The organism is Streptomyces sp. NPDC042002 (genome assembly GCF_055588305.1).
This window is the reverse complement of record NZ_JBVJCT010000011.1, coordinates 1-16,404: the sequence shown is the minus strand read 5'-3', so window position 1 is coordinate 16,404 and position 16,404 is coordinate 1. Positions and strand designations below refer to the sequence as shown.

The window sequence follows — 16,404 nt, the reverse complement described above, 5'->3', positions numbered from 1 at the left end:
AGTGTTAGTTTGCGCAGGCGTCACCGAATCACCACGGGTGGGGAGAGCACATGGACACCACACAGCGGACCGATCAGCAGAGGTCCGCCGACCGCCGCCGGCGCGAACTGCTGGAAGCCGCCGACAGAGTGGTGCTCCGCGACGGCCCCGGGGCCTCCATGAACGCCATCGCCGCCGAGGCGGGCATCACGAAGCCCATCCTGTACCGCCACTTCGGCGACAAGGGCGGCCTGTACGCCGCACTCGCCAAGCGGCACACCGACGCACTCCTCGAAGCGCTGCGGGCGGCACTGGACGCCCCGGCCGAACGGCGTGAGCGCGTCGAGGCGACGCTCGATACGTACTTGGCCGCCATCGAGGCGCGCCCGCAGGTCTACCGTTTCCTGATGCATCCGGCGGAGGGCGGCCAGCCGGGCGACCCCGGCTTCGACGTGGGCAAGTACTCCGCGCCGGTACTGCGCCGCATGGGCGAGGAACTGGCCGAGGTCATCGAGGAGCGGGTGGACCTCGGACCGGGCAGTCAGCAGCTCGCACGGGTGTGGGGCCACGGCATCGTCGGCATGATGCACGCCGCCGGGGACTGGTGGCTCGGCGAACGGCCGTGCACGCGCGCCGAGTTGGTGCGCAGCCTCGCCGACCTGCTGTGGGGCCGCCTCGCGGCGGCGGGCGACCGCGTCGGCGGACCGGGTTTCTGACCCGTACTCACGCGGACACCCCGTCAGGGGCACGGCACCGCCGGCCGGAATCGGCCGGCCGCGCGGTACCGCTCTCAGCCGCTCCAGGAAGCCCGCGCCACCTGGCGCAGCAGCCGCCGCCGGCGCCACCCGGTGAGCCGGTCCGCGTACACCCCGCCGTCGAGGTGGTCGCACTCGTGCTGGAGGCACCGCGCGAACCAGCCGGTGCCGTGCACGGTGACCGGCTCGCCGGTCACCGTGCGCCCCTCGACGACCGCGTGGTCGTACCGCTCGGTGCCGGCCTCCAGACCGGGCAGCGAGAGGCAGCCTTCCGGTCCGCGCAGGACCACACCGTCCGCCTCGACAAGACGGGGGTTCACCACATGTCCGACATGGCGGACATCGTCGTCGTCCGGGCAGTCGTATACGAAGACCCTGAGGCCGACGCCGACCTGGTTCGCGGCGAGGCCGACGCCCTCGGCCGCGTACATCGTCGCGAACATGTCCTCGACGAGCCCGGCGAGTTGGGGGCCGAAGTCGGTGACGTCCTCGCAGGCCCCGCGCAATATGGGGTCGCCGAGCAGGGTGAGGGGCCGGACGCGCCCGTGGGCGCCCGGGATGGAACCGTGTCGCATGGCGGCAAGGGTACGGTCCTGGTAGGCGCGCGCGTGTCGCGCCGGCACCGAGGTGGTGCCGCGATTCGGGCCCGTGAGCGGATCTCGATAGGCTGAGCCCCCAACGGTGCCGGGGGCAGGGGCGCGGCGCGTACGCAAGGAGGATCGAGAAACGATGTCAGGCAACTCGGACCCGCTGTCGCCGCGGGCCAAGCTGGCCGTGACGGCGGGCAAGGCGGCGGCGGCCGTCTCGCGGGCCGCCGGACGCGGCAGCGGATCGGTGATCGGCGGCCGGGTGGCTCTCAAGCTCGACCCCGACCTGCTGGCGAGGCTCGCCACGCACCTGGACGTGATCCTGGTGTCGGCGACCAACGGCAAGACCACGACGACCCGGCTGATCGCGGAGGCCCTGGGCGCCGCGGGCCCGGTCGTGTCCAACGCGCTCGGCGCCAACATGCCCGCGGGCATCACCTCGGCGCTGGCCGGCGGATCGGACGCCAAGTTCGCGGTCATCGAGGTCGACGAGAAGTACCTCGCCGGTGTGGCACGTGACACCGACCCGAAGTGCATCGCCCTGCTGAACCTCTCGCGCGACCAGCTCGACCGGGCCGCCGAGACGCGGATGATGGCGGAGCACTGGCGTGAGGGTCTTGCCGGTTCCAAGGCCGTCGTGGTCGCCAACGCGGACGACCCGCTGGTGGTCTGGGCGGCGTCCTCCTCGCCGAACGTCATGTGGGTGGCGGCCGGCCAGATGTGGAAGGAAGACGCCTGGTCCTGCCCGTCCTGCGGCGGCGTGATGCAGCGCCCCGGCGACGACTGGTTCTGCGGCGACTGCGGCTTCCGCCGTCCGAACCCGACCTGGGCCCTGTCCGGGGACCACGTCCTCGACCCGCACGGCTCCGCCTGGCCGATCCACCTCCAGCTGCCGGGCCGCGCCAACAAGGCGAACGCCGCCTCCTCGGCCGCCGTGGCCGCCGTCTTCGGCGTGCCGCCGCAGGTCGCCCTGGAGCGCATGTACCAGGTGCAGGCGGTGGCCGGACGCTACGACGTGGTGCAGTTCATGCAGCGCGACCTGCGTCTGCTGCTCGCCAAGAACCCCGCGGGCTGGCTGGAGACGTTCTCCCTGATCGACCCGCCGCCGACCCCGGTCATCCTGTCGGTGAACGCGCGCGGCGCCGACGGCACCGACACCTCCTGGCTGTGGGACGTCGACTACACCCGTCTGACCGGACACCCGATCTTCGTCCTCGGCGACCGCAAGCTGGACCTCGCCGTACGCCTCGAAGTCGCCAACCAGCAGTTCCAGGTCTGCGAGAACCTCGACCAGGCCGTGCAGCAGGCACCGCCCGGACGCATCGAGGTCATCGCGAACTACACCGCTTTCCAGGACTTGAGGCGTCGTGTCGGCAACTGAGCCACGGAGGACGAAGAGAATGAGTGACAACAGCCTGCGTCTGGTGTGGATCTATCCGGACCTGCTGAGCACCTACGGCGACCAGGGCAACGCCCTCGTCGTGGAGCGCCGGGCGCGTCAGCGCGGCCTCGACGTTGCCCGCGTCGACGTGCGCAGCGACCAGCCGATCCCGACCTCCGGTGACATCTACCTCATCGGGGGCGGCGAGGACCGGCCGCAGCGGCTCGCCGCGGAGCGGCTGCGCCGTGACGGCGGTCTGGACCGCGCGGTCGGCAACGGCGCGATCGTCTTCTCCGTCTGCGCCGGCTACCAGATCCTCGGGCACGAGTTCATCAACGACCTCGGCCAGCGCGAGCCGGGACTCGGCCTGCTCGACGTGGTCTCGGTGCGCGGTGAGGGCGAGCGGTGCGTCGGTGACGTCCTCGGGGACATCGACCCGCGGCTCGGTCTGCCCCCGCTGACCGGCTTCGAGAACCACCAGGGCGTCACCCACCTCGGGCCCACCGCCCGCCCGTTCGCGAACGTGCGGCTCGGCAAGGGCAACGGCACGGGCGACGGCACCGAGGGCGCGTACAACGACACCGTCTTCGGTACGTACATGCACGGGCCCGTCCTCGCCCGCAATCCGCAGATCGCGGACCTGCTGCTGAAGCTGGCCCTCGACGTCAACGCGCTGCCGCCGATCGACGACCGCTGGTACGAGGCGCTGCGCTCCGAGCGCATCGCGTCCGCCCAGCAGCCCGCGTAGGCCGACCCGCCCGGCGGGCCAGAGGAACCGTTCCTCAAGGAGGAACGGTTCCTCTTCGCGTTTCCCGGGAGGAACCGTTTCCACCCCGGGAAACGGTCCGTCCAGCCTCGTCCGGAGCCCGTCTGAAACCGTATCCGCACAGGTGAGCGGGTGCGTCCAGCAGGCGGACGCACAGTGCGGCCGGGCCCCCTCCCGCCGGTAGGGTGGCGTCGATCCTTGCCGGACAACGTGGTCCGGTCCCCGGACCACGTTGAGAAGGTATTTCGGGCTATGCGCATTGGTGTCCTCACGTCCGGCGGCGACTGCCCCGGCCTGAACGCCGTCATCCGGTCGGTCGTACACCGTGCCGTCGTCGACCACGGCGACGAGGTCATCGGTTTCCGGGACGGCTGGAAGGGTCTCCTGGAGTGCGACTACCTCAAGCTCGACCTCGACGCGGTGAGCGGGATCCTCGCTCGCGGCGGCACCATGCTCGGCTCCTCCCGGGTCCAGCCCGCGCATCTGCGTGACGGCGTGGAGCGGGCCAAGGGCCATGTCGCGGACCTCGGGCTCGACGCGATCATCCCGATCGGCGGCGAGGGCACGCTGAAGGCGGCCCGCCTGCTGTCGGACGGCGGCCTGCCGATCGTCGGCGTGCCGAAGACCATCGACAACGACATCGCGGTCACGGACGTCACCTTCGGCTTCGACACCGCCGTCGGCGTCGCGACCGAGGCCCTCGACCGGCTGAAGACCACCGCCGAGTCCCACCAGCGCGTGCTGATCGTGGAGGTCATGGGCCGTCACACCGGCTGGATCGCGCTGCACTCCGGCATGGCCGCCGGCGCCCACGCCATCGTCGTACCCGAGCGCCCCTTCGACATCGAGGAGCTGGCCGCGCGGGTCGGCGAGCGTTTCGAGGCGGGCAAGCGGTTCGCCATCGTCGTCGCCGCCGAGGGCGCGAAGCCCCGCGAGGGCTCGATGGTGTACGACGAGGGCGGCAAGGACATCTACGGCCACGAGCGCTTCGCGGGCATCGCCCGGCAGCTCTCGATCGAGCTGGAGGAGCGGCTCGGCAAGGAGGCCCGGCCGGTCATCCTCGGGCACGTGCAGCGCGGCGGCACGCCGACGGCGTACGACCGTGTGCTCGCGACCCGGTTCGGGTGGCACGCCGTGGAGGCCGTGCACCGGGGCGAGTTCGGGAAGATGACCGCGCTGCGCGGGACCGACATCGTCATGGTGTCGCTCGCGGAGGCGGTCGAGACCCTGAAGACGGTTCCGGACGAGCGGTACGCAGAGGCGGAGTGCGTGCTCTGAGACGTACGCAGTCGGAACCGCCCCCGGTCGCAGCGGCGGCCGGGGGCGGTTCTACTCTGGTGCGGACAGACAGCGCACAACCTCCCCCAGTGCCTTAAAAGGGCCTGGGAGGTATCCCCCAGAAACAGGAGCCGGCGGATGGATCACAGCGGGCACGGCATGACCATGGATCTGCCGCCGTTCACGCTGGGGCGGGGGTTCGAGTGGTCCGCGGACCCGTTCTTCCTCGTCGCGTGCCTGCTCGGGCTCGGACTGTACGGCTGGGGAGTCGTGCGGCTGGCGCGGCGCGGCGACGCGTGGTCGTGGGGCCGTACGGCCTCCTTCGTCGTCGGCGTACTGACCGTACTGATCATCACCTGCACCCGGCTGAACGACTACGGCATGGTCATGTTCAGCGTGCACATGGTCCAGCACATGGTGATCAGCATGCTGTCGCCGATCCTGATCCTGCTGGGGGCGCCGATCACGCTGGCGCTGCGCGCGCTGCCGGTGGCGGCCACGCGGGGCAACAAGGGGCCGCGTGAACTGCTGCTGATGTTCCTGCACAGCCGGTACATGCGGATCATCACCCACCCGGCGTTCACCCTCCCGCTGTTCATCGCGAGCCTGTACGCGCTGTACTTCTCCCCGATCTTCGACTTCCTGATGGGCTCCACCACGGGCCACATCGTGATGATGTGCCACTTCCTCGCCGTCGGCCTGGTGTTCTTCTGGCCGATCATGGGCGTGGATCCCGGCCCGCACCGCCCTGGCTACCTGATGCGGATGCTGGAGCTGTTCGCGGGCATGCCGTTCCACGCGTTCTTCGGCATCGCGCTGATGATGGCCTCCCAGCCGATGGTCGAGTCGTACAAGAACCCGTCGGCCTCCCTCGGCATCGACGCGCTCGCCGACCAGACCGCCGCGGGCGGTATCGCCTGGGCGTTCAGCGAGATCCCCTCCGTCCTCGTCCTTCTCGCGCTGCTCTTCCAGTGGTACAGCTCCGAGCAGCGGCAGGCCAAGCGCCAGGACCGGGCCGCGGACCGGGACGGCGACAAGGAACTCGAGGCCTACAACGCCTATCTGGCCTCACTCAACGCACGCGGTCGCTGAATTAACCGCGTCATTCGCGCTTGCATGTGGGAAAAGGCATTTCCGTTCATTGACTTGCTCCCCTGAAGCAGGGAGATTCCGGCCTTCCTCACTGAGTGCTGTGCCGCTGCGCGGCACGGACCCCGGCGTGGATTCCGTGGCTTCCTGCTTCTTCGCGCTGTGCCGGAACCACAGGTTCTGGTCTTACCCGCGCCCGACAGGCTGTCACCGCCGGTCCGGCGGCCTGTTTGAGGTTCCTGGCGGCGTCGTGCCCCCACCCGTGGCCCCTGGCGGGCTCCTTCCACCGAGGCGAAGAAGTTGCCGTAGGCGCGCTCCACGTCCCGCAGCGCCTGCTGCAGGACCACCGCCGACACCTCGGACAGCCACCACCGCCCGGGGTTCTGCTTCGCCTCGGTGATCAGCGTCTTCGACAGTGCGCCCGCACTCGGAAACGCGGCATCCTCCCGCCGGGCCCGTTCCCGGGCGGCGACCGCGTCGTTGTACACCACCCGCGCACACCCGGACGCCCGCGCCCGCGCAACGCGCTGACCGGGCCCAGGGCCGAGGCGGAAGGCATACCGAAGTCGCACGATCCGGACACCGACAGTCACCAACGACAACCCGGACCCGATCGGCCGGAACCAACTTCGCCGGCCCCCTTTCGCACTGCCGTCATTCGGGCAACAGCGACCCGGCGAAGTGTTCCCCGGCTCCGCCGGGCCTCCCTGCGGGCGTTCCGCGCCCGGTCGTCGGCTCGCGGGATCCGGACGGATCGACCGGCTCCGGCTCGTAGGCATCGAGAACCCCGGCCGGAGGATCACGCGCCTGCCCGGCACGGTGAGCGAGGGCGGCACACCCTTCGACCCGTACGCGGAGAACACCGTTCCACGGGTCACGGGCCTGACATTTCGCCAAAGCGAGCGGACGGCCGGCGGACCCGGGACGGCCCTCGCCTACGGCGGCAGCTCCCTGCCCTCGGGCGATGCCCAGGTCACTTCCTCTCAGCCGTTCGAGGGCAGCGCCCTGGAGTGGGGCGCGTCGGTGACGCTGTTCGCGTCCGGCCCTGGTGACGACCGGGCTCGCCTGGAACGTCAGGAGCATGACCGTCGTGCCCACCCGAAAGGGTTCGACACCGCGAGCGACACCGTCGTCTGTCCGCCACCTCAGCGTCCACCGGCCCAGGAAGGACCCGTTGGAGCAGGCGGACGACCAGTGCGCGGTCGACGCGCCGCCGGAACGGTACGACTACGACGCCTCCACGCACTGGAGTCATGGTGTGCGCGGTACGGGTGTGTGGGCTCAGCCGTACTACCTGGTGGTCTGCTTCATCGAGAAGGGGCGACGCCCGGCGCAGGGGGCGCAGTAGTCCGCGCGGCTCTGGCGAAGCGCCCCCCTCCGGGTGAAAATGGCCCCAAAGGCAACGGTCCGCGTCGCGGACCCGCCTGGAGGAGGGTGCCGCCATGCCCGGTTCGACGAAGACGATGGGGGCGCTCACCGTGGGCGGGCTCGTCGTGGTGACGGCCTACACGGTGGCGCTGGGCAGTAACGGCTGGCTGTGGTTCGGCTGGGTCGTGCTCGGTCTGATAACCCTGGGGATGGTGGTCTCCCACAGCACCTGACCCCGTCTCCCGCGGCACCTGGCCCCGGCCCGCCGCCGCGGACGCGTCCGGACCCGGTGCGGTGCGCCGGCCGCTCCTCTCCCCCGCTACCGGCCCGCCGGCCGCGCCCGTCACTGTCGGGGCCGCCGTGCCGCCGAGTGCACGCCGGGCTGGTATTTGGGGAGCCGGGCGGTGATCTTCATGCCCGCTCCCACCGCCGTCTCGATGACGAGGCCGTGATCGTCGCCGTAGACCTGGCGCAGCCGTTCGTCGACGTTGGAGAGGCCGATACCCCCGGAGGGACTGGCCTCTCCGGACAGGATGCGGCGCAGCCGGTCGGGGTCCATGCCGATGCCGTTGTCCTCGATGACGACGAGCGCCTCGGCGCCGGCGTCCTGCGCCGTGATGCTGATGTGGCTCTTGTCGGTCTTGCCCTCGAGTCCGTGTTTGACGGCGTTCTCCACCAGGGGCTGGAGACAGAGGAAGGGCAGCGCGACCGGCAGTACCTCGGGCGCGATCTGCAGGGTGACGGACAGCCGATCACCGAAGCGGGCCCGCACGAGCGCCAAGTAGTGGTCGATGGCGTGGAGTTCGTCGGCGAGGGTGGTGAAGTCGCCGTGCCTGCGGAACGAGTAGCGGGTGAAGTCGGCGAACTCCAGCAGGAGTTCGCGGGCGCGCTCCGGGTCGGTGCGCACGAACGAGGCGATGACGGCGAGCGAGTTGAAGATGAAGTGCGGGGATATCTGGGCACGAAGTGCCTTGATCTCGGCCTCGATCAGCCGCGTTCGGGACTGGTCGAGGTCGGCCAACTCCAGTTGGACGGAGACCCAGCGGGCGACCTCGCCGACGGCGCGAACGAGGACCGCGGACTCGCGGGGCGCGCAGGCGACGAGCGCTCCGTGCACCCGTTCGTCGACGGTGAGCGGTGCGACGACGGCCCAGCGCAGGGGGCAGTCGGGTTCGTCGCAGGTCAGCCGGAAGGCCTCGCCGCGGCCGGTCTCCAGCGGGCCGCCGAGGCGTTCCATGACCTCGGCGCGGTGGTGTGCGCCGGCTCCGTCCCAGGCGAGGACCGTCTCCTGGTCGGTGAGGCACAGCGCGTCCGTGCCGAGCAGGGTGCGCAGCCGTCGGGCGGACCGGCGGGCCGTCTCCTCGGTGAGTCCGGCGCGCAGCGGGGGCGCGGCCAGCGAGGCGGTGTGCAGGGTCTGGAAGGTCGCGTGCTCGACCGGGGTGCCGAGCCCGCCGAGGTTCTCGGGCCGCGCGGTCCGCCTGCCGAGCCAGAACCCGGCCGCCAGCAGCGGGAGTACGGCCACACAGAGCCCGGCGATGAACCCGCTCACCCGCTCACCACCCCACCCACGAGGCCGCGCCGGAGCCGTCCTGGCGACCACGGCTCCGGCAGCACCCCCGGCAGGGCCCGCTCCTCATGCCCCGCCATCACCCCACCCGCGAGGCCACACCCGTACGACCGCCCCGGCGGCCACCGATCCGACAGCGCCCCTGGCCGGGGCCCCTCACCTCGCACGCCGACCATCACCCCACCCGCGAGAGCACACCCGCGCAGCCGTCCCGGCGGGCGTCGGTCCCGCCGCGACCCCGGCGAAGACCCCTCACCTCGCGGCCCGTCGGCCGACGTCCTCACCGTTCGGACTCCTTCGCGCCCGCTGCCGCGCTCGCTGTTCCGCTGACCGCCGCGCGGACCTGACCGTCCGTGAGTTCCTCCGGGAGGTGGAACCGGGCGAGGATGGCCGCCGTCCCGGCGGGTACGCGGCCGGCGGTGGCCAGGGACACCAGCACCATGGTCACGAAGCCGAGCGGCACCGACCAGAGCGCGGGCCAGGCGAGCAGCGCGTGCAGGGAACCCGTCGTCCCCGGATAGCCCGCCATGGTCGCGCCGACGGCGAGGAGTGCCGCGCCACCGCCGCCGAGCATCCCGGCCGCCGCCCCCGGCGGGGTGAGCCGGCGCCACCAGATGCCGAGCACCAGCAGCGGGCAGAAGGAGGACGCGGACACGGCGAACGCGAGCCCCACCGCGTCGGCGACGGGCAGCCCGCCCACCAGCACGCTCGCGGCGAGCGGCACGGCCATCGCCAGGACGGTGCCGAGCCGGAAGTGCCGCACCCCGCGGGAGGGCAGCACGTCCTGGGTGAGCACACCCGCGACCGCCATGGTCAGCCCGGACGCCGTCGACAGGAACGCGGCGAAGGCGCCGCCCGCGACGAGCGCGCCGAGGAGGTCCGCGCCGGCGCCGCCGATCATCCGGTCGGGCAGCAGGAGTACGGCGGCGTCCGCGTCGCCGGTGAGACTGAGTTCGGGGGCGTACAGCCGGCCCAGCACTCCGTAGACGGGCGGGAGGAGGTAGAAGGCGCCGATCAGGCCGAGGACGGCGACGGTGGTGCGACGGGCGGCGACTCCGTGCGGGCTGGTGTAGAAGCGGACGACGACGTGGGGCAGGCCCATCGTGCCGAGGAAGGTGGCGAGGATCAGTCCGTAGGTGGCGTAGAGCGGGCGTTCCTCGCGCCCGGCGGCCAGGGAGGTCGACATGGCTCCGTTGCTGCCTGGGGTGGCCGCCGGGACCGGGTCGCCCCGGTCGAAGGTCAGCCGGGTGCCGCTCTCGATGTGGTGGGCGCCCCGCGGGAGCCGGACCCGCGCGCCCTCGTACCGGCGGCCGTCGACGGTGCCCGTCGCCGTGACGGTGAGCGGCCTGGACAGCTTGAGGTCGAGCGTGGAGTCGACCTGGACGAGGCGCTGTTCGCGGAAGGTCGGCGGTTCGTCGAAGGCGTCGCGGGGGGCGCCGTGGGACTGCCAGGCGAGGGCCAGGAAGACCGCGGGGACGAGCAGGGCGGTGAGCTTGAGCCAGTACTGGAAGGCCTGCACGAAGGTGATGCTGCGCATGCCGCCCGCGGCGACCGTCGCCACCACGACGACGGCGACCAGCACCCCGCCGAACCAGTCGGGCGCGTCGGTCAGCACCGCCAGCGTCAGTCCCGCCCCCTGGAGTTGGGGCAGCAGATAGAGCCAGCCGACGCCGACGACGAACGCCCCGGCGAGCCGCCGCACCGCCTGGGAGCCGAGCCGCGCCTCCGCGAAGTCGGGCAGCGTGTAGGCGCCGGAGCGGCGGAGCGGTGCCGCGACGAAGAGGAGCAGGACGAGATAGCCGGCGGTGTAGCCGACCGGGTACCAGAGCATGTCGGGCCCCTGGACGAGCACCAGGCCGGCGATGCCCAGGAAGGAGGCGGCGGAGAGGTATTCGCCGCTGATCGCGGCCGCGTTGAGCCGGGGCCCGACGGTGCGTGAGGCGACGTAGAAGTCGGAGGTGGTCCGGGAGATGCGCAGCCCGAACGCGCCGACCAGGACGGTCGCGACGACGACGAGGGCGACGGCGGGAACGGAGTAGTTCTCGTTCACGGTTCAGCGGTCCTCGACCAGGCGTACGAAGTCCTTCTCGTTGCGCTCCGCCCGCCGTACGTACCAGCGGGCGAGCAGCACCAGCGGCGCGTAGAGGCAGAATCCGAGCACGGCCCATTCCAGGGTCGCGCCGTCCGGCATCGCCGCGAAGACCAGCGGCAACGGTCCGACGAGCAGCACCAGGACGGCCAACGTCACACTGGCTGCGCGGAATTGACTGCGCATCAGAGAGCGGACGTAGGTGTGGCCGAGTGTGGTCTGTTCGTCGATCTCGGTCCTCGGCCGGTAGTAGCCCGATGTCCGGCGGGTGCGCCGGGGCGCTCCGGTGACGACCACGCGGCGTTCGGTGGGGTCCTGCGGCACACGGTGCTCCTCAGCTCGTGGTCCGGCGCAGCAGCAGATCGCGCAGTTGGCGGGCGTGGCGGCGGCTGACCTGGAGTTCGACGGAGTCGACGAGGACGCTCACCGTGCCCGCGTCCAGGCGGAGTTCGCCGATGTGGCGCAGTGCGACGAGGTGGCGCCGGTGGATGCGGACGAAGCCGCGGGAGCGCCAGCGCTCTTCGAGGGTGGACAGTGGGATGCGCACCAGGTGGCTGCCCTGCGCGGTGTGCAGCCGGGCGTAGTCGCCGTGGGCCTCGACGTGGGTGATGTCCTCGACGGCCACGAAGCGGGTCACCCCGCCGAGTTCGACGGATATGTGGTCGGGGTCGGGCTCGTGGACGGGGATCAGGGGTGCGGTGTCCCGCAGTTGGACGGCCCGGCGGACCGCCTCGGCGAGCCGTTCGCGGCGTACGGGCTTCAGGACGTAGTCGACGGCCTTGAGGTCGAAGGCCTGCACGGCGAAACCCTCGTGGGCGGTCACGAACACGACGAGCGGCGGCTGCGCGAAGCCGCCGAGCAGCCGGGCCAGGTCGAGCCCGTCCAGGCCGGGCATGTGGATGTCGAGGAAGACGACGTCGATCGCCTCGGGTCCGCCGGGTCCGGACTCCAGTGCCCGGTTGATCCTGCGCAGCGCCTCGGTCGCGTCACTCGCGCCCTCGGCGCTGCCGACCCGGGGATCGGCGTTCAGCAGATACAGGAGTTCCTCGAGGGACGGTTGTTCGTCGTCGACGGCGAGCACGCGCAGCATGACAGTGGAGTGTATGAGCGATCGGCATGGCTGGACATGTGCGGGACATGGCCGTTGCCCCCGGCCGGCCGGCGGTTGTCGCTGGATACAGTCGGGCCATGAACAGCAAGCCCGCGATGTTCGACGAGCTCGACCGCAAGATCATCACGGCTCTGATGGCCAATGCCAGGACGAGCTTCGCGGAGATCGGCGCGGCGGTCGGACTGTCCGCGACGGCCGTCAAGCGCCGTGTCGACCGGCTGCGCGAGACGGGCGTGATCACCGGGTTCACGGCCACGGTGAAGCCCGCGGCGCTCGGCTGGCGCACGGAGGCGTACGTGGAGGTGTACTGCGAGGGCGCCGCGCCGCCCCGGCGGCTCGCGGAGGTGGTGCGCAACCATCCGGAGATCACCGCGGCGATGACGGTGACCGGGGGCGCGGACGCGCTGCTGCACGTACGGGCCGTCGATGTGGAGCACTTCGAGGAGATCCTGGAGCGCATCCGGGTGGAGCCGTTCATCCGGAAGACGATCAGCTACATGGTGCTGTCCCACCTGCTGCCCGAGGCTCCGGAGGCCGGGGCGACCGCCGCGGCCCCGGACGACGCAGGAAACGTGCGCTGATCCGGTCGATCACGCAGCGGTACTGCGTATACACGCAGCTCTCGTCGCTTGTCGTCCGTATCCCCCGCTTCTTACCGTGGAGACATCCCACCAGCCGACACCGCAGGAAGCGGAGGGAACCTCTTCGTGCCTGACAGCCGTGTGCCGCGCCCCCGGCGCTTTCTCGTCTGCGAACCCAGACACTTCGCCGTGCAGTACGCGATCAACCCCTGGATGCGTCCCGACACCCCCGTGGACGTCGGTCTCGCGCGCGATCAGTGGCAGGCGCTGATCAGCGCCTATCGCGCGTACGGCCACACCGTCGACCGCGTCGAACCGGTCGCGGGCCTTCCCGACATGGTCTTCGCCGCGAACTGCGCGCTCGTCCTGGAGGGCCGCGTCTTCGGCTCGTCCTTCCACGCACCCGAGCGCCGCCCCGAGTCCACCGCGTACGACACCTGGTTCAAGACGGCCGGTTTCGACGTCTACCGCCCCGAGTCGGTGTGCGAGGGCGAGGGCGATCTCGTCCCGACGCGCCGCTATGTCCTCGCCGGTACCGGGTTCCGCACCACGCGCGAGGCCCATCGCGAGGTCCAGGAGTTCTTCGGCGTCCCGGTGATCAGCCTCCAGTTGGTGGACCCGCACTTCTACCACCTGGACACCGCGCTCTTCGTCCTCGACGACGACAACATCGCGTACTACCCCGACGCCTTCTCGCCGGGCAGCCGCGAGGTGCTGAGCCGGCTGTTCCCGGACGCGGTGCTCGCGACCCGTGAGGACGCCCTCGTCTTCGGCCTCAACTCCGTCTCCGACGGCCGTCATGTCTTCATCGCGCCGCGCGCCGAGGCCCTCGCCGACCAGCTCGTCCGCCACGGCTACGTTCCCGTCCCCGTCGACCTGTCGGAGTTCCACAAGGCCGGCGGCGGCATCAAGTGCTGCACTCAGGAGATCCGTTCATGACCGCTCCCGCCCGTACGACCGCGTCCGCCGGCGCCGGTGCGCGCAGTTCCGAGGAACTGATCCGAGCCGAGGGACCCGTCCTGGCGCACAACTACCACCCGCTGCCCGTGGTCGTCGCGCGCGCCGAGGGCACCTGGGTCGAGGACGTCGAGGGCCGCCGCTACCTCGACATGCTGGCGGGCTACTCGGCCCTCAACTTCGGCCACCGCAACCCCGTGTTGATCGAGGCGGCGCACCAGCAGCTGGACCGGCTCACGCTCACCTCGCGGGCCTTCCACAACGACCGGCTGGCCGAATTCGCCGAGTCCCTGGCCGCGTTGACGGGCCTGGACATGGTCCTGCCGATGAACACGGGCGCCGAGGCGGTGGAGAGCGCCATCAAGGTGGCCCGCAAATGGGCGTACGAGGTGAAGGGCGTCGAGCCCGACCGGGCCACCATCGTGGTGGCGGCCGACAACTTCCACGGCCGTACGACCACGATCGTCAGCTTCTCCACCGACGACACGGCCCGCTCCGGCTTCGGCCCCTTCACACCCGGCTTCCGGGTCGTGCCGTACAACGACCTGGCCGCGCTCGAAGCGGCGATCGACGAGACGACGGCCGCGGTGCTGCTCGAACCCATCCAGGGCGAGGCGGGCGTGGTCATCCCGGACGACGGGTATCTCGCCGGCGTCCGTGAGCTCACCCGTCGCGCCGGCTGTCTGTTCGTCGCGGACGAGATCCAGTCGGGCCTCGGCCGCACCGGCACCACGCTGGCGGTGGAGCACGAGTCGGTCGTCCCCGACCTGCTGCTGCTCGGCAAGGCGCTCGGCGGCGGCATCGTGCCGGTCTCCGCGGTCGTCGGACGCCGGGACGTGCTGGAGGTGCTGCGTCCGGGTGAGCACGGCTCGACCTTCGGCGGCAACCCACTGGCCGCGGCGGTCGGCTCGGCGGTCGTGGGCCTGCTGGAGACCGGTGAGTACCAGCGCAGGGCGGCCGAGCTGGGCGTCCTGCTGCGGGACGGGCTGACGGCCCTGGTGGGCCGGGGCGTCGAGGGCTTCCGCTCGCGCGGGCTGTGGGCGGGCGTCGACATCGACCCGTCCATCGGCACGGGCCGGGAGATCAGCCGGGGCCTGATGGACGAGGGGATCCTGGTCAAGGACACGCACGGCTCGACCATCCGGCTGGCGCCGCCGCTCACCATCACGGCCGAGGAACTCCGGTCGGCTCTCGGGTCCCTGGAGAAGGTGCTGACGCAAGGGGTGTGATCACGTCGGTCCGTGGCCGCCGACGCGTTCGGCATCCCACGGTGTACACGCCGCGGAACCCGTCGGAGCGGCGGACCGGGACGGGCGCGGAGGCGCCCGTCCGCGCCGGACGGACCGCCTTACCGGCGCCGGGACGGCAGCGCCGCCCGAGGCCGCGTTTTTCCGGGCGCGGTCCGTGGGCGCCGGGTCCGGCGTCCACGTCTGTGATCACCCCTCCCACAGCCCGGTGTACGCCCATTCCTCCGCCCGGGTCTCCGACCAGCACCGGACCCCGCCGTCGGCCGGGACCGCCACGTGGAGGTTCCCGTCGGCCCCGGTGTACAGGCCGACCAGTCGCGCCGGTCGGGAGTGAAGGACACGTTCCCGGGCCGCCGCGCAGGTCTCGGTGGCGACGGTCAGTCCGCGCGGCCCGGAGGTGGCACGGGCGACGCCCTGCCGGATGCCGCGCAGCCGGAACGCGCTGACAGCACGCCGGGCGGAGCCGGGCCCGGGCAGCGGTCCACGACAGGCGGGATGCTTCGGGCCCCGCACCTCCCCCCCAGGGGCACGGGGTCCGGGGTGAAGGACGAGGCGATTCCGGTCAAGGACACGCACCGCGCGGTCAACCGGCCACGCCGCCGCTCACCTTCGAGGCCGGGGAACTCCGGTCGGTTCCCGGGGCCCTGGAGGAAGTCGTGACGCAAGGGGTTCGATACCGGCCAAGTGGCCACAGAGGGTGACACCGCGATGGTTACGCCCGGCGACGGCCGCGCCTACACTGATCGCTCCCCGGGGGAAATGAGGAGCGCCCCAGTGTTTTATTACGTGCTCAAATATGTGCTTCTGGGTCCATTGTTGAGACTGGTCTTCCGGCCTCGGATCGAGGGCCTTGAGCACATCCCGTCCTCGGGTCCGGCGATCGTGGCCGGCAACCACCTGTCCTTCGCGGACCACTTCCTGATGCCGGCGATCCTGAAGCGCCGGATCACCTTCCTGGCGAAGGCCGAGTACTTCACCGGGCCAGGCGTCAAGGGGCGGCTGACGGCGGCCTTCTTCCGCAGCGCCGGACAGATTCCGGTGGACCGTTCCGGCAAGGAGGCGGGGCAGGCCGCGATCCGTGAGGGACTCGGCGTGCTGCGCGGGGACGAGCTGCTCGGCATCTATCCCGAGGGCACCCGGTCGCACGACGGCCGGCTCTACAAGGGCAAGGTCGGCGTCGCGGTGATGGCCCTGCGGGCCCAGGCCCCGGTCATCCCCTGCGCGATGATCGGCACCTTCGAGGCCCAGCCCCCGGGCCGCAAGCTCCCGCGGATCCATCCCGTGGTGATCCGCTTCGGCAAGCCTCTCGACTTCTCGCGCTATGCCGGGATGGAGGGCGAGAAGGCCGTCCTGCGCGCCATCACCGACGAGATCATGTACGCCATCCTGACGCTCTCCGAGCAGGAGTACGTCGACCGGTACGCGGCCGTCGTCAAGGCCGAGGAGGCCGAGGCGGGGCGCAGGTTCCCCCGGATGCCGCTGAGTTGACGCCGACGACCGGGGCGGGGTCGTCGGGAGCGACGAGTGAGGGGGGGGGGGGGGGGGAACAGCCCCCCCCCCCCCCCCCCCTGGCCCCCCCCCCCCCAGGGGGGTTCGGCGCGCACCCCCCCCCCGCCGCGTCCGTTCCTCCCCTTAGCAGGGAGTTTTCC

At 71.5% G+C, this 16,404-nt stretch carries 18 protein-coding genes; 11 read left to right on the top strand and 7 right to left on the bottom strand.

Translation table 11 applies throughout. From position 1 onward, the window contains the following. Positions 1 to 50 precede the first annotated feature (50 nt). Positions 51 to 695 (top strand): TetR/AcrR family transcriptional regulator, encoded by a 645-nt coding sequence (locus ACZ6KY_RS18455; protein ID WP_328556921.1) that lies wholly within the window; start codon positions 51 to 53, stop codon positions 693 to 695. Between the two features lie 74 nt (positions 696 to 769). Here ACZ6KY_RS18455 and def read toward each other — a convergent pair whose 3' ends face one another. Then, positions 770 to 1,309 (bottom strand): peptide deformylase, encoded by a 540-nt coding sequence (gene def, locus ACZ6KY_RS18450; RefSeq protein ID WP_469311330.1) that lies wholly within the window; start codon positions 1,307 to 1,309, stop codon positions 770 to 772. Between the two features lie 154 nt (positions 1,310 to 1,463). Between def and ACZ6KY_RS18445 the strand changes: the two genes are divergently transcribed. From ACZ6KY_RS18445 to ACZ6KY_RS18430, 4 genes are all read left to right on the top strand, one after another. After that, the gene (locus ACZ6KY_RS18445) at positions 1,464 to 2,702 is read left to right on the top strand and encodes a MurT ligase domain-containing protein (RefSeq protein ID WP_469311329.1); all 1,239 of its coding nucleotides are present in this window, start codon (positions 1,464 to 1,466) and stop codon (positions 2,700 to 2,702) included. Between the two features lie 19 nt (positions 2,703 to 2,721). Continuing rightward, positions 2,722 to 3,450: a type 1 glutamine amidotransferase gene (locus ACZ6KY_RS18440; RefSeq protein ID WP_328556918.1), complete on the top strand. Its 729-nt coding sequence runs from the start codon at positions 2,722 to 2,724 to the stop codon at positions 3,448 to 3,450. Positions 3,451 to 3,720: 270 nt separating this feature from the next. Beyond that, positions 3,721 to 4,746: a 6-phosphofructokinase gene (locus ACZ6KY_RS18435; RefSeq protein WP_328556917.1), complete on the top strand. Its 1,026-nt coding sequence runs from the start codon at positions 3,721 to 3,723 to the stop codon at positions 4,744 to 4,746. Positions 4,747 to 4,884: 138 nt separating this feature from the next. After that, complete coding sequence (locus ACZ6KY_RS18430; RefSeq protein ID WP_469311328.1) at positions 4,885 to 5,838, top strand: cytochrome c oxidase assembly protein; 954 nt, start codon at positions 4,885 to 4,887, stop codon at positions 5,836 to 5,838. On the opposite strand, the gene ACZ6KY_RS18425 is transcribed toward ACZ6KY_RS18430, so the two are convergent. Next, positions 5,805 to 6,614 carry a helix-turn-helix domain-containing protein gene (locus ACZ6KY_RS18425; RefSeq protein WP_469311478.1) on the bottom strand — a complete coding sequence of 270 codons (810 nt, stop codon included), beginning with the start codon at positions 6,612 to 6,614 and terminating at the stop codon, positions 5,805 to 5,807. The two genes, ACZ6KY_RS18430 and ACZ6KY_RS18425, sit on opposite strands and share 34 nt — an antisense overlap. A 302-nt stretch (positions 6,615 to 6,916) precedes the next feature. Here ACZ6KY_RS18425 and ACZ6KY_RS18420 point away from each other — a divergent pair, with 302 nt between their 5' ends. Continuing rightward, the gene (locus ACZ6KY_RS18420; protein WP_469311327.1) at positions 6,917 to 7,183 is read left to right on the top strand and encodes a hypothetical protein; all 267 of its coding nucleotides are present in this window, start codon (positions 6,917 to 6,919) and stop codon (positions 7,181 to 7,183) included. A 94-nt stretch (positions 7,184 to 7,277) separates the two neighbouring features. Next, complete coding sequence (locus ACZ6KY_RS18415) at positions 7,278 to 7,436, top strand: hypothetical protein (RefSeq protein ID WP_469311326.1); 159 nt, start codon at positions 7,278 to 7,280, stop codon at positions 7,434 to 7,436. A gap of 110 nt (positions 7,437 to 7,546) precedes the next feature. Here ACZ6KY_RS18415 and ACZ6KY_RS18410 read toward each other — a convergent pair whose 3' ends face one another. From ACZ6KY_RS18410 to ACZ6KY_RS18395, 4 genes are all read right to left on the bottom strand, one after another. Then, positions 7,547 to 8,752 carry a sensor histidine kinase gene (locus ACZ6KY_RS18410; protein WP_469311325.1) on the bottom strand — a complete coding sequence of 402 codons (1,206 nt, stop codon included), beginning with the start codon at positions 8,750 to 8,752 and terminating at the stop codon, positions 7,547 to 7,549. A gap of 298 nt (positions 8,753 to 9,050) precedes the next feature. Beyond that, positions 9,051 to 10,820, bottom strand: a complete 1,770-nt coding sequence (locus ACZ6KY_RS18405) for a sodium/solute symporter (RefSeq protein ID WP_469311324.1) — start codon at positions 10,818 to 10,820, stop codon at positions 9,051 to 9,053. Positions 10,821 to 10,823: 3 nt separating this feature from the next. Continuing rightward, entirely contained in the window at positions 10,824 to 11,183 is a 360-nt protein-coding gene (locus ACZ6KY_RS18400; RefSeq protein ID WP_469311323.1) for a hypothetical protein, read from the bottom strand. Positions 11,184 to 11,193: 10 nt separating this feature from the next. Further along, on the bottom strand, positions 11,194 to 11,949 hold the full coding sequence (locus ACZ6KY_RS18395; RefSeq protein ID WP_365870555.1) for a LytR/AlgR family response regulator transcription factor: 756 nt from the start codon (positions 11,947 to 11,949) through the stop codon (positions 11,194 to 11,196). Positions 11,950 to 12,047: 98 nt separating this feature from the next. Here ACZ6KY_RS18395 and ACZ6KY_RS18390 point away from each other — a divergent pair, with 98 nt between their 5' ends. The 3 genes from ACZ6KY_RS18390 (at position 12,048) to rocD (ending at position 14,737) form a co-directional block, all read left to right on the top strand. Then, the gene (locus ACZ6KY_RS18390; RefSeq protein ID WP_469311322.1) at positions 12,048 to 12,551 is read left to right on the top strand and encodes an Lrp/AsnC family transcriptional regulator; all 504 of its coding nucleotides are present in this window, start codon (positions 12,048 to 12,050) and stop codon (positions 12,549 to 12,551) included. Between the two features lie 126 nt (positions 12,552 to 12,677). Then, complete coding sequence (ddaH, locus tag ACZ6KY_RS18385) at positions 12,678 to 13,490, top strand: dimethylargininase (protein WP_469311321.1); 813 nt, start codon at positions 12,678 to 12,680, stop codon at positions 13,488 to 13,490. Beyond that, positions 13,487 to 14,737 carry an ornithine--oxo-acid transaminase gene (rocD, locus tag ACZ6KY_RS18380; RefSeq protein ID WP_469311320.1) on the top strand — a complete coding sequence of 417 codons (1,251 nt, stop codon included), beginning with the start codon at positions 13,487 to 13,489 and terminating at the stop codon, positions 14,735 to 14,737. The genes ddaH and rocD overlap by 4 nt, the downstream gene beginning before the upstream one ends. Before the next feature lie 207 nt (positions 14,738 to 14,944). Here the strand turns inward: rocD and ACZ6KY_RS18375 are convergent, their stop codons facing one another. Further along, the gene (locus ACZ6KY_RS18375) at positions 14,945 to 15,268 is read right to left on the bottom strand and encodes a hypothetical protein (RefSeq protein WP_469311319.1); all 324 of its coding nucleotides are present in this window, start codon (positions 15,266 to 15,268) and stop codon (positions 14,945 to 14,947) included. Between the two features lie 261 nt (positions 15,269 to 15,529). On the opposite strand from ACZ6KY_RS18375, the gene ACZ6KY_RS18370 reads away from it, so the two are divergent. Further along, positions 15,530 to 16,243 carry a lysophospholipid acyltransferase family protein gene (locus ACZ6KY_RS18370; RefSeq protein ID WP_469311318.1) on the top strand — a complete coding sequence of 238 codons (714 nt, stop codon included), beginning with the start codon at positions 15,530 to 15,532 and terminating at the stop codon, positions 16,241 to 16,243. Positions 16,244 to 16,404 lie beyond the last annotated feature (161 nt).